This is a genomic window from Leptolyngbya sp. FACHB-541, from assembly GCF_014695875.1.
In the GTDB taxonomy this organism is placed as follows: domain Bacteria; phylum Cyanobacteriota; class Cyanobacteriia; order Elainellales; family Elainellaceae; genus JAAUTN01.
Window position 1 is genome coordinate 110,293 of sequence record NZ_JACJPC010000015.1, and the last position, 14,023, is coordinate 124,315.

The following is a 14,023-nucleotide window of genomic DNA, read 5'->3' on the forward strand; positions in this document are numbered from 1 at the left end:
CTAATGGAAGGAATTAACCCAGTCAGCGCTGTTGCTGAATCAAATGCAGTTCAGCTAATCATCAGCGCAACAGACAACGCCAGCAGCATTTTCAAAGGTGCCACTGCTCAGCTAAGTACCTTTGGCGATACAGCTTCGCTTGTTCGATCCCGGTTCCTTGAATTAGGAACAGTTGTTGGGCTGACCAGTGGGGGACTGCTCACAAGGCTTGCTGAACTCAGCCAGGTACTTGGGTTCATTCGAGACATTTTCAACTCTGAGGCAGGGCAAGCATTATTTAATGGCGTAAAAACACAGGCAGATGCAGCCGTTGAACAGGTTGAGGATTTAACGGTTCTCCTGAGCAGTTTAGCCGCTGGAGGTAGCCCATTTTTAGATGGAATTCTAGGGAAAGAAAGCCAGGTTGAGGCGAGAACTCAAAGCCTTGCTCGCACGATCGCCCAAAACTTACTCAAGAACATCCCTAGTGAGCTAAAAGATAACCCACTAATCGGGAATGCACTTTCAGGAGCATTGAACTTTGGCTTAGACCAGTTCATTGAATCTCAACTACCTGGTGGCATTAACCAAATTTCGCAAGGGCTTGCAGGCGGTGCTGCTAAAAGCTTCTTCGTTCCAAACGACGTTAAGGAGTTACTGACAGGTAACTTTTTTAATTCTTTAGAAGACATCACAGCCAGAAAAATTGAGGAAGGGCTGCGTAAGGCATACGAGAATTTAGATGCGATCGCCTTGGGTCAGGAAGACGATGCAGCCGCACTAGGAGCCGCCATTGCTGACTCTGTAGCAAAAGGCTTCCAGCTATCAGATGTCGCAGCAGAAGCGCTTGATGAAGCTTATTCCAAACTCAGCGATTTACCTTTCCCGATTAATGAGCTTGCCCAGTCAACAGCCCCAGCCGTTAAAAAGCTATTAACAGACCAGTTGAAGGGGTTAGATGAACCTTTTCAAAATGCGATTAAACAAGCTATTTCAATTGCGATTACGGGCGGCGATTTTAAGGAACTTCGAGATCGGCTTTTAGCAGAAATACAAAGTTTAGATGAACAATCAGGCGGTTTAGTTGGCGCAGTTGGGGAGAGTCTTGGGGGGCGGCTAGGTTCTGCTTTTGGCAAGGGTTTCGCCTCGGAGATGCTAGCTCAGGTTGGGGCATCCGTTAACAAGATTGATGGATTTATCAGAAATTCAGTTGATTTTGTTGGCAGTATCCCAAAGACACTATTAGAACCCATCGAAGGGGTTGGCGCTGTTTTTGGCAACATTGCCGGATTTGGTGAGCCGCTAGAAGTCTTCGGTGCCCTGCAAAAGGGAGCTTTAGATATCACTGAAGGTATCTTTACAGCGACCCAGCAATTAGCTTTCTTCAGTTCAGGTTTTCAAGCGCTCCAGCAGTTTGTAGTTGGCGGCCCGTTTGAGCTGTTGATTGGGCAGTCGATTAGACTGCGTGAACAGTTGCTTGCTACTCAAAGCAGCTTGGTTGCAACTCAGCAGGTTTTGCAGAATGGTAGTGCGATCGCTGACCCAACCATTGCGATTCAGGCGCTAGAAGCTCCGATCAATTCAGCGATTGACCAACTTCGCAAAGGCTCTTTAGAGCTAGTCGGGGTGACATCAAACGACCTGGTTGATGCATTCCAGATTATCTCTGGGCAGATCGGCAATATCAATGTTGGGCTAGATGAAGCGGCTGAACTAACCCTTTCTGCCGCTGCTAGCATGGGTACTCTTGGAATTCCGCTAGTCCAGGCGCGGCAAGAGATCACCAGCATCCTGCAAGGGACTATCGACATGAATTCAATCATGGCGAAGTCTCTGGGATTGACCAATCAGCAAGTCGCTCAGTGGAAAAGTCAGGGGCGCTTGTATGACGAATTAATGAAGCGGTTTGAGGCATTCCGATCCGGAAATGCTTTGGCGGCAATGTCGCTAGGTGGACTCACCTCGAACATTCAAGAAATTTTTGATGAGATTGGGCGAAAAGCTGGTGAACCGTTGCTTGACCCCTTGCTAGAGAAACTGAGCGGTTTATATGAATACCTAAACCAGAATTTAGATTCTTTATCGGAGAGCATCGGGGCTTTAATTGCTCAGGTGTTTGAGGCTGTTGAGCAAGCCTTTGATGCACTACTAGCGCTATACCAATCAACTTCTAAGTTATTAGAATCTGTTCCCCAATATTTAATAAAGTCGCTATCCAGTGCGATTAAAGAGTTTGCACTCGCGATACAGAAAGTTATACCAATCGTTCAACCTGCTATCAACGTCATTGCAGAACTAGCAAAACAGGCTTATGCATTAGGCGGCCCGTTTCTGAAAATTGCACTTCAGGCGCTGGTGCTGCAAAAAGCAGTTTCTATTGTCTCTGGTAGCTTTGGCGTTCTGTTTCAAACCCTGCCGGGAGTTGGGGAAATCCTATTTTTCTTGTCTGGACGCTCCAATTCTCTGGTTAACACCTTTGCTTCCCTCACCAAACAGCTAGGGTTTGGTGCTGCGGGATTCCTGACGTTAGGCAAGTACATGGAGGCTATTCCAGGGCTTGCCGGGTTGATTGCTGGGAAGCTTGGCCCGTTTGGTGGAATGCTCGCAGGCTTTTTGCCCCAAATTGCAGGTTTTGGTATAACGCTAGCTGGACTGAGCCGCACAATTCCAGGGCTAGATAAAGTGCTGTTTGGTTTAGCCAAAAGGGTGCCTGATGTCGTTGGGGCGCTGGCTGGCTTCGTGGGCAATTCAGAAGTATTAGGAGGTGTACTTGCCCCACTAGCGCCAACCATTCAGCAGCTAGCTCAAAAAATTGCTGTTTATGCTGGACAGGTTGATAATGCAGCGTTCTTTAATCTCCAGTTCCAAAATGCTGCAAAGGCGGCTGGAGCAGCATTGAGACAGCAAATGCTCACCTTTGGCTTAATGTCAGCCGGGGTTTTTGCTGCACTCTACATCTTCGATCGCTTCGTTCTCAAAAATGACAGCCTGCTTGAAACGCTAACTTTAGTCGGCAATGCGTTGAAAAAAGCTGGAGCTGCAATTTACGACTTTTTGACGAACCCAATCGTTGTTGCAACAGGCATCGTCGTTGGGCTTAGCGTTGCAATTCAGGCTGGTTTACTGCCACTCATCATTCAGCTATCTCGAACTTTCGCAACTCAGGCGATCGCCGCTGTCACCAATTGGGCTAAAACTGCAACCACTGGAGTTGCTGCTTTCTCGGACGGGATTAGGAAAGCCGCAACAATGACAAGTGAATTGTTCACTGGAACAATTAGCTTTCAATCTCAAACCCGCCAGCTTCAACAGCAGCTCACGGCACAAAGCGATGTGATTGAGCAAGCGATCGCCGACCGAACGGCACAGTTGCAGCGACTGGATGACCAGCTTACCCAGGCTGGGGACGATAAGCGCTACACGACCAGACGGGAGGGGTTAGGGACTCAAAAGCGGTTAGTTCAGGGAGAGCTAGACAATTTATTGAGCCAGCGCTCAGGCATTGCGGAGCAGCTTAAAGCAGCCGAAGCGCAGATGGCAGCAACAGCGTCGAAACCGATTCTATCGGGGCAGGCGTTCAATCAGTTTGCTCAGAACGTTCAGGGCAAAGCAACTGCTAGCTTAAAGCAGTTTCAAGGTGTGGCTCAACGGCTCAGCGGCGATACCCTAATTCGCTTAGGGCAAGGCTTAGGCAAGTTAGGGCTTGACGATTTTGCGATCCAAACGGCTGATGCTGGCAACAACCTGTTTGCGTTGGGCAAACAAACGCTTGAATCAGAAAAGGCTCAGGGTGGTTTGCTGGGGGCGGTTAAAGCATCCTCTATCAATATTGGGAATTTCCAATCCAAAATCGCGGGTGCAGCGACTGGGTTAAAAACATTCGCCTTAGAAGCTAAAACAGCAGCAACTTCTGCGATTAGTGGATTTGCCGCAGCAGTCGGACCGGCATTCGCTCTGGTAGCAGCGATCGCCATTGTTGTGGAATCGATTGGGCTGTACAACAAGATTGCAAAATCTGGTGAGAAGTTTACCGATGGTTTGGGCGATGCGGTTGAGGAATTCCAGACCAAAATTGATACTCTGAGCCGTTCGATCGCAACGCTTGAGGGACAAATGCGGGGGGCGTTTGGCCGCCCGATTGATTACGCTTCAGAACGGCTGAAGGAACTGGAGAAAGATGCAAGTTGGCTGAGTCGGCTAGGCGACATGATCACCACAGCGGGAACGTTGGGGTTAGGCGACAATGGCGGCATGGTCAGGCTAGAGGGGAGAAAGCGCTTAGAAAAAGAGGCTGAAGGATTCCGGGAAATGCTGGATCAATCAGCCGAATACCGAGATGAAATCTCCGAGAACTGGGATGCACTGATCGACAATGAGCAGGAATTAGCCAGCCTCATGAACCAGAAGGCGGAAGCTGATGCCAAAAATGATGAGGATGAATCCCGCAGACTCGCCAATTTAATCAAGGACAGACAGGAATTAGCCGAAACCCAGAAAGGCGAAATTGATGCGCGAATTGAATATTTAGAGGAACAGAAGCCGCTCAATGCAGAATTAGCAGATGATCTGGCTGAAGAATTGCGATTGCTTAAAGGTATTCGCAGTGAGATGGAGGCGATCAACGAAACTCAAATTAAGCCTCCAGAGTTGCCTAGATTAGGCGGCAAATATGAGCAGCTTCAGACCCAGGCAGCGGCAGCAATTAAGTTCCTCCGAGAAGGGGTAGGCACGTCAGAACAACTTGAGCAAAAGTCTCAGGAATTGTTTGAATCAACTGAGCAGCAGATTGCACTAGGGCAAATTTCCCAGGAAGAAGCAATTAGCCGCTATGAACTACTCGCAACCAATGCCAGCAGTTCTGCTGAAATTCAAATCAAGGCTCAAGATGCAATTTCTGGGGCAGTCAAGGCTAGCGGCGAAATCCAGGTGCAGGAAGCCCAAACGCGCCAGCAACAGATTCAGCAATTAGCCGCAGATGGGGCACTCAGTTCTGTTGAGGCAGAGCGGCGAATCAGTGAAGCCACGCTTGAAGAATCCGGTTTGCGGCTTGAAGCAATAGAGGCTGAATACCAGAAGCGGGCTGAGCTGAGGGAGAGGGAGCTTCAGGACACCCTTCGCGAAATCGATCAGAATATTGCCGCTGAGGAGACAGCGCTAGCGGCTGCCCAGGGCGACCCCACAGCAGGGCGAGAGGTGGCAACTACGGAAATGAATCGCCTAGAGAATGAGCGGGAAGAGGTCAAGGAGGAATTGGCTACCCTCAACGCTGAAATTGAAAAGGCTAAGGCTGACGCTCCCCGGCGGGGACGCGGGGCAACTGAAGCTAAGGCTGAGATTGACAAATTGCAGGAGGAAGCGACCCTTCTCCAAAATCAAATTGATGCAGTTGATGGGGCACTAGCGCAGGCAGAGCGCGACTACCGGAATGCAGGAGAGAAAGATCCCGAAGCGGAGCAGACAGCTAGAAACAACATCAGAGCTTATGGCGAAGAGAGGCGGCTGGCTACCGAGGCGTTAGCCGCCCAAGACACTGAGGATCGTCGTCGCACTAATACCCAGATTGAGCAGGAGGAAACTACCGCAGCTCAGACCCGTGCCCAAATTCGAGAGCAGGAAAATCAGGAGATTCTGGAGGACTTTGACCAGACTCAGCAAATCCTGGATGGGATGCGAACCAGGGGACTCGTTTCCGAGGAGGAATCATCGGCTAAATCCCTCGAAATCACCAACGCGCGGCTAGATGAGGAGTTAGCCCAAATTGAGGAACAACGGGCACTGCTGGACGAGAACGACCCCGGTTATGCCGCAGCACTGCGGGATTTGGAGGCAAAGGAATCTGAAATCTACAAACGCAGAAGTGATGCTCTCAAAAAGTTTTATGCCGAACAGGTGGCGATCGCCGACCGAGCCCGTCGCCGTTTGCTTGATACAGCAGCGCTGGTAGAGACAGAAACCAATCTGTTAATCCAGCAAACCCTCAATGACCGTGAGATTCAGCAGCTCGAAGCTGACCAGATGCGGCTAGAAACCGCTGACGCACGGGCGAAAGAGGAACTAGAGATTGAGGAGGCAAGACTCGCTCAGCTCGAAGCAATTCCCCGCTACGATGACCCGGAGGCTGAAGAGGAACGGCAACAGCAGATCCGCCAGAGTCGGCAGCGTACCAGTGACCTAACCCTGAAGATTGCCGAAACTGAATATCGCCGTCAGGAGTTGGCACGTAAAGCACTCCAGAAGCGGATTGATGAGCAGGTTCAATCGTTTGAGAACAAGGGGCAGGCAGCGACCCTCGCGCTCCAGCAGGAGCAACGGGCGATGGATGCGATCGCGAAGACCTACGAAAACCAGAACAAGATTCTGGAGACGCGCAAAGGGCTGCTTGAGGCAGGCGCAAACCTGCTCAACGCTCAACTCAATGCATTGTCAGCAGCTTCAACGACTGACTCTGAGCGCAAAGACATTGCTCAAATTACCGCAGCTATCCAACTGCGTACTCTGGATCAACGCCAAGCAATTGAGCGAGAAATTCTGCTCTTAAATCAGGAGCAGCAACGAATTGCACTGGAACGAGAGATGACAGAAAATCGCATCGCCCAAATCCAGAACACAGCCGATACTGCTGGCAGGTTTGCAGACCTTGCCGAAGTGGTAGCAGATCCAGAATCAACCCCTGCACAGCGGCAAGCAGCAGAACTCCAACTAGTCGCCAGCATTGCTGAAGGGCAGGGCTTACAGCAGCAAGGAGCAGAATTAGAACGCAGCCGCACACTGCAAGAGCGGCTAAACCAACGGGAAATTGAGGTTCAGGACATGAACCAGGACGCAGAACGGTTGAATGCTGAAACCGAGTTTATTGATTCGCTTCGTAGCCCCGACCAGCGCAGACGGGCCAATCGCCAAAGAAGGGGCGAATTATTGGGAGAACTCGGTATCAGTGGCGGTCGTCAAGAGTTACGCCAAGCCAGCAGATCTATTGCTACTAGCACTCTCGCCGATATGTATCCCGGCGAGTTTGGGCGTGATTATCAGCAGATGCCCATTACTCCCGGCGTTTCAACAGCAGGGTTAATGCCCCAGATGCCAGCCAGCATGGGATTGCCTCCACTGCCTGCACTGACCGGGGCAAACCCAATGCAAATGCTAAACGGCTTTTCTCAAGGCATCCCTGAACTAACAGCCGCAATGGGTGATGTTTCAAGGTGGCTTGAAAGTCTGGGAGGGCTGAATTTCCAACAGGAAAACACCTACATCAACCAGTTCACTGGCGAAGACGTAAATAACGGACGCTTCCGCAACAAAGTACGGCAGGAGGTCTATGACACTAACGTAGACCTAGCTCAGCAGTTGCAGCGGCGTAACTAGGGACGGGAACCTTGAAGCTATGACACACGATTGCACGATGGCATCCAAAGTCAAACGCCTGCTCATTCCTTGCTCATTGCAGCTCAAGGCAGCGTTTGAAGCACCTGATCATTGGTTTGAAATAGTGGACAATCGCCGCTACTTGCGGCTCTGGATAGAGCGGCAGCGCTATACCCCTATCCGGGATGAGAAGCCCGACCAGGCGACTTACATCGATACCCTCGTTCGCCCGATCGCTCGCATCACCACAGCAAGGGTTGGGTTTGAGGCAACTGTCATTGATCAGTACATGGATATGCTCTACCTGATAGAGGCGATCGCCCATGATTCCACCACTCCCAACAAGCGGGAACATAAACCGCTGATAGTTCTAGATTTTGTTCGCCCAGAGGGGGAGGATCGGGTGATTGCCCTGCGCCAGAACCGGGAAGCATTCACAGCTAGAACGGGCAGAATTATTGGCATCAAAGAAAGTAGTGGTGCAATCGGCACTGGCACCAAACTTTACGGCAAAGGGTTCGCGATCGCCTTCAAAGAGTTAGGCAGACGGCGAATCATCGGTTAATTGCCCTCTGACCTCTAGCCAAGCATTAATCTCAAGCATTGCTCGATCCCGGTCGAAGTAATAGCGCCCTGGGTACCAACCATCATGGGAATCAATGTGCAGCGCTGCCCCATCCAAAACATCCAAAACAGCTAGGAACTTACCCCGGTTGCAATACTGTGGACGAGGCTTAAGCGCGATGATGCAGTGCCGTCCTCGAATGTACAGGTAGACCTCATTAACGGGTTTGGAGTGAACGACCATCACCCACTCACCCACAGGAATGTTGCCTAGATCCTCAAACTCAGGGTCAACCAGGGGGACATTGCTAAAGTTCGATACCACTCAAAACGTCTCCTCAATCGGGTGCTAATTAGCCTATTTGAAGCCCAATAAGGGATTTACCGAACCCACTTTGGGATACTTAAAACCCTTAGCAGGGTAACTGAGGCTCTGACTATCCCTAAATTGTCCTCTGCACGGCGACTAGAGGCTTCGGGAAAGTTGAGAGAATGTGGACTATTTCTAATCCGAGACTTCCAGCTCAGCCCGATTCTCCCAACACAGGGGGTTCAGTTTGCGCGTTCGACACGGGGCAGACGGTGCCAGCGCTGGCACAAATCGATCTGCAGGCCCAGTACAAAGCCCCTGACATCATCACCGACTGGAAACCAACCACCACTGTGCTGGAGGTGCCAGCCTATGAGGGCGATCGCTTCGAGTTAGATATAAGCGACACCGACTTAACGCACCTTGACGCGCTAACGATTGGTGGCAGCGTGTTTGTTCCAGCGAAAGATTCAGACAACCTGCAACCTGGGGAATTTGCTCTAAATCCAATTAGAAAAACCGTTTCGGTTCGGGTGAATGCGAAAGCCAAACCCGCGCCAACGCAGCAGATTAGAGTGCTGGGCGGGGTTGCGAAAATCCCGACCGATTATGTTCCAAGTTCCCTGCTAAAGGCGCTGGAGGGATTGCCTGTAAAAGGCAAAATTACTTGGACAAAGAGCTTAGAGCAGCATCCCTCTGGAACGCTTGAGCTAGTAGCACTGGAAGACTCGATTGAAGAGGTTCGAGAGCGGCTGAAGAACGGGACTGAATTAACCCTGTTTGGAATAGGATTTAGCGTTGCCAATTTTGACGACCACCTCTATGAGGATGGCTTTTACGAAATCAGCGTGTCGCTGACCGGAAAGTGGGCAAGACCTTGCTACAATCAGCCCTCATTCCTCAAGCCAGAGGCGCAAACAGGTAGCGATAGTGATGGACTTTACGATTCTGATTGCGGCATCAATTACAAAGCCGATCAGGAAACTAGAACCCGCTACAGCATTCCGATTAAGGACTTAGCCGAACAAGTTGACGTACCCCTATTCACGGTTGGTAAAGGGTGGCAGCAACCTGCATCTAAAAAACGAACTGCCAAAACGCCTGCTGAGAGGAGAACTATTGGCAGCATTCGCGCGGCAACTAGTCAGCTTCCAAATTGGAGCGTAGAAGTTCCACCCGATACGCCCAAAGAAGCTGCGACCGTTTGGAGTAATGAGCTGCAAAATTTGCTGAGGCAAAATCGCTGCTTTATCGACTGGAACCAACCAGGCGGTGTTTACGTGCGCGATATGTCTAGCTGTGCCCGTTGGAGCTATGAAGTAAAGGAGGTTGAGACATCGCGCCAAGGGGACTGTAAAAATAGCCCTGGCTACAACGGCTATGCCGCCGAATACGCCAACTTCAAACTAGGCGGCAAATTTGCAGAACCTGACGATGGCAGTTCAGCCAAAGAAGCACGTCCCAGGTGGGTGCCTCGTTCTCCCAGACGGGTAACGCTCAAGTCTGGAGACATCGACATAGAACTGCCTCCAGTCAATACAACGGTTCTAAAAACCTTGTCATTGAACTGGGACACCTCGGGCCCAACCAAAACGCTGAAGACTATCACCAGCGAAGATGGGATGCCGCTCTCAGATATTGAGTGGATTTATGGGTTTACCTACCTCGCTAGCGAAATTGTTGATGCCAATGGCGATTTGATGGGACAACCCTCGAATTATTGGGGGCCGGTTTCTTACAAAATCACAACCTACGAATACGATCCCAAATACGGCTACGCTCTGGGTTCGACTACAACAGGCTGGCGTAAAGCGAGATTCAAAACCGAGGCAGAAGACGCGCCTGAAACGCTCTCACTTGACCCAATTGGAGATCAGAAATATCTCAATCTGTACCGCTTCAAAACGCTGCCAACTCAGGGCAAAAACCGTGTGCTGCTAGTGCCCTTCAGCAGCTACTACGACGATGCAGATGAAGCCCCCTCACACACCACCTATAAGCATTGCCTGCGGGATGGCACGTCTGTAATTCGCACCATTCCAGATCCAACCTGGGCCCCTGCGATGTTCGTTAAAGCTGAAATGACATACACGAACTCGTTTAGCTGGACTCCAAACCCTGACAGCGTTCCAGAGGAACCCTTGCCGCACTACACGACCGGAGAAGAATCCTGGAATCACATGGTTCGCGAGATTTTGCCTGCTCGATCTTCAAGAAAAGTGTTTGGGGCAAAAGCGGAAGAGTGGAGGGCTAAATCGCAGGAAGAGGCGATCGATATGTACGTCGAGCGCAGGTATGAAGACTCTGCTCAGGGTGCAAATTTTAAGGACAAAGCCGTTAAGGAAACATTTGAGCAATTTGAGGGGCGGCCCTCCCCAGCTTCGCGCAAACCTGCTACTCGAAAACTGGAGGAACCTGAATCAGAATCGGGCAGCGCTGACCAAAAGAAAGACGGGCAAAAGTACGACTACTTTGTGTGTACTCCTGGTTACTCAGTCAATGACCCATCGGGCGGCTCGGTAGACCTCCCAGCCGAAACCGTTGAGCAGGCGCTAGCTGGTGCAGAGGCTGAACTCTTGTTTCGCGACCTTCAAGACTCGGTGCAGTACAGCTATCTAATCCCGTTCAACCCCAGGCTGAATGTACTCGATTTCGTTGCAGTTCGGGCACAGCACGAATCTTTTAGAACCAGAGTGACCAGCGTTGAGAATGCGGTGACGATCGACGGATTTACCAGAAGCGAAATGATTTTGACAGCAGAACCCACGAAGGTTAGCGCTGGCATTGACCGCAAAATTCCAGTCACGCTGCACAAACGCAAAGCGCCCAAAGTTTTGAATGAGACGACGCAGCGGCGATCTGGCTCAATCAGCACGGGCAGCGCTAGCAACCTTTCACTCAGAGATCTATTTCCCAAGCAATTGCAATCTAGACGGAGCTTCTAACTAATGGCAACTCGCGCCCAAATGATCGCTGCATGGCAGAACTACATGAAATCAGTTCAGCCGACAATAACCACGCGCCGAGGTGGGCAAGTGCTTCAGATTCGCACCCGTGACGGCGTTAGCCAAATCGCTCGAAGTGTAGGCTCAAGCAGCGCTCGGAGCGTCAGAATGCGCTAAAGGGCACTCTAGGCTTGACCTCCAAAGACCTCGCCCTATGCGCTATCAGTTCGGTTCAGGTAGACCGCAGCTCCCTTTTACCAATGCCAATCTTGTTGCTACAGCCGGTGGTAGCCTCACCTCTCAAAGGCTGCTCTACTTTGCCTTGCAAGGGGAGAATCCTGCCGGACTGAATCAGCTCAGCATTACCGGCCTCGTTTTGATTCCGGCTGGCAGTCAACTCCGAATTACCTTGCCCCCAGAGGTTCGCAGAACGGGCGAAGCCTGGGAGAGCTACGTGATTAGCGCCTCTACCTCAAATGATCCAGAGAGCTTTGTACAGCTTGCAAAGGTTGATGCGAATGACGAAAACGGAGCGGCGATCGCCCTGCCTACGTCCATCATCTTCAGCAGTGACGACCACTTCAAGCTGAGCAACCTTGTCAATACGCCGGAGTTACTGCCTCCAAATCCACTCAACGGGGCACTGTGCGCGGTTTCATCGCTAGGTGGGGCTGTGTTTGAGTATGATGCCAATTCAGCGCTAGATCCCAATGGCAGCACGATTCTAGAGGCAGATGAAGGAGCCTGGATCTATCGCCCTGGAAGCTTCTCAACCTACGTCGAGGATTTAACCGAGGGCGGGGGGTGTGATACCTCGTTAGGGCAGCTCACCGAAAATCTAATTCGCGCTCCTCGTTATGCCTGCACGGGCGGCAATGGTGCCGGGAGAACCTACTGGATCAACAATGTCGGACCCGACGAAATCAACGCCGGTAAGCGGGTAGGGTTGACCGTGCTGCTCAACGATGTGCCGCAGTCTGATGAGTTTGACGGTGCGCTGAGGATGCGGTTTCGCGGCTACGTCAACACAACGACCGGAGAACGGCGAACAACCTACGCCGACGGCGACGAATTTCCCGATCTGGATGAAGAGAAGCTGTTTGAGAACAAACGTACTGATATCTTTTTCCCAGATGATTTACAGGAGGGCGAAGCCTATGCCCTCACGGTTTATCCCAACTTTGAACCCGCAGAACTGAACAACCAGGTTCCCGATGGTGCAGTTCTCAAAGCCGCTCCTTTCGTGTTTTTGCAAGCCGGTGCTTATTCCGAAATTGGGGAGGCGCTAGGCAACTGGATTTATCCAACGGGCGATCGCGGCTGGGTTGTTCCCAGTTTGGGCGGCGTGAAGTGCCTCAAGCGTTTTGGTATGGTCAGTTCCCGCAGCTTTTTGGGGACTGGACCTACTGAAATTTTTGGCTTTTCGGAGGATACTAGCTCTCAACTCGTAGTTCTCAACGGCAACGGGGCAGCTTATCTGCGTCAAGGCGCTCTAGAGCAGAATGAGGCTATCCGTGCCGTTGTTTCGTTTGAGTCGGGCGTAGGGGCTGCTAGCGCCTGGAGCGCACCTTTTAATATCACCGCAGGGCAAGGTTTAAGGGTTACGTGCAGCTACCCTGGCAACGCCACCAGCGCACCCATCAGAGGCGATTACCCAGATGTAATAGCGGGTTTAGCAGGTAGGGCGCAGCTCAATGCACCCTTCGTCACACTTTACGTCGAAGTTGACGGCATGATTAAGCGCTTTAGCAGTCGCGCTGTAGTTGCAGGCAGCTCCCAGCAATTCGAGCTATCAGATTGGGCAAATGCTGAGGCGATCGCCACCGTTCCGGCTGCTAGTAGCGATGACTTTGGGTTATTTACAGCAGTTGGGGCAACGGGCACGGGCAACGGGACTGGCAGCTTTCCAGAAAGCATGAATGTGCGGGTTGCTTTCGCGTTTGAATATGACGGCTCTCAAGCATCACGAATTTCCCATGACCCGCTCAGGTGCATCCATGCTGCCAGTTTGACGCTGGCTCAGATGGAGTTATCAGCTCAAAGCTGGGCACCACCAGCGCTGAACCTGATTAACCTACGGGCAATTCAACCGAGTGGGCGATACCCCTACCAATCGCGCTACGTGCCATCAGAGGGTGATCCGTACCGCTGGCATCCGCTCAGCAGTGAGGCTGACGATAACAAGCTGGTGATTCGCCCCAAAGATGTGCCTGCTGATATGCCTGGGCGCTGGCTGAAGGATACCGCTTCGCAGATCTACAGCGGTGAAGTTGACCCACCTCCCCCAGGATTGGGCGAACCGGGAGACTACTACCTGAACCGAAGCACAGGGACAGCGAGAGGGAACCTGTATTACAAAACAGCGCCAACAACCTGGGATTTAGCGCTCAACATCAAAGGGGAGAAGGGCGATCGCGGGTTAATTTACCGGGGGGAGTGGTCACAAGATACCCGGTATTTCCCGGATGACTTTGTAACTCGAAACAACAGTTCCTACCTGGCACTACAGCAAGTCAGTGGGCAAGATCCAGACTTTATTGATGACGATTCCGAAAACTGGAAACCGCTTGCAAGAGGGCTGTTTTTCAGAGGGGAGTGGGAATCAGGCATCATCTACGGAATCAACGCGCTGGTTACGTATCAGTCAAAAATTTGGCTGGCCGTGCAAAGCTCTCAAAGCGAATACCCTACCGACTATTTAGGCTCCTGGCAGTTTCTTGCCGCTGGCATCAACGTTCGAGGAATTTTTGACGAGTTTGAGCAGTATTCGATCAACGATGTCGTCGAATACCGTCCGGGCAACATGCTCGAAGACGGAACCTACATTTACATCAACCCAGCTCCCAGCAGTGGATATTTTCCA

6 protein-coding genes are annotated in these 14,023 nt (G+C 51.4%); 5 read left to right on the forward strand and 1 reads right to left on the reverse strand.

Going from position 1 to position 14,023, the window contains the following annotated elements:
* Window positions 1-3: 3 nt before the first annotated feature.
* Window positions 4-7,341, forward strand: coding sequence for a hypothetical protein (locus H6G00_RS02005; protein WP_190795432.1), 7,338 nt, complete (start codon window positions 4-6; stop codon window positions 7,339-7,341).
* A gap of 19 nt (window positions 7,342-7,360) precedes the next feature.
* The gene (locus tag H6G00_RS02010; RefSeq protein ID WP_190795433.1) at window positions 7,361-7,906 is read left to right on the forward strand and encodes a hypothetical protein; all 546 of its coding nucleotides are present in this window, start codon (window positions 7,361-7,363) and stop codon (window positions 7,904-7,906) included.
* Here the strand turns inward: H6G00_RS02010 and H6G00_RS02015 are convergent.
* Window positions 7,880-8,230 (reverse strand): hypothetical protein, encoded by a 351-nt coding sequence (locus H6G00_RS02015; RefSeq protein ID WP_190795434.1) that lies wholly within the window; start codon window positions 8,228-8,230, stop codon window positions 7,880-7,882. The genes H6G00_RS02010 and H6G00_RS02015 overlap by 27 nt on opposite strands.
* Window positions 8,231-8,397: 167 nt before the next feature.
* On the opposite strand from H6G00_RS02015, the gene H6G00_RS02020 reads away from it, so the two are divergent.
* The 3 genes from H6G00_RS02020 to H6G00_RS02030 form a co-directional block, all read left to right on the forward strand.
* Window positions 8,398-11,160 carry a hypothetical protein gene (locus H6G00_RS02020; RefSeq protein ID WP_190795435.1) on the forward strand — a complete coding sequence of 921 codons (2,763 nt, stop codon included), beginning with the start codon at window positions 8,398-8,400 and terminating at the stop codon, window positions 11,158-11,160.
* A 3-nt stretch (window positions 11,161-11,163) separates the two neighbouring features.
* On the forward strand, window positions 11,164-11,337 hold the full coding sequence (locus H6G00_RS02025; RefSeq protein WP_190795436.1) for a hypothetical protein: 174 nt from the start codon (window positions 11,164-11,166) through the stop codon (window positions 11,335-11,337).
* 37 nt (window positions 11,338-11,374) lie between these two features.
* Window positions 11,375-14,023: hypothetical protein (locus H6G00_RS02030; protein ID WP_190795437.1), on the forward strand; the 2,649-nt coding region annotated here is incomplete at its 3' end.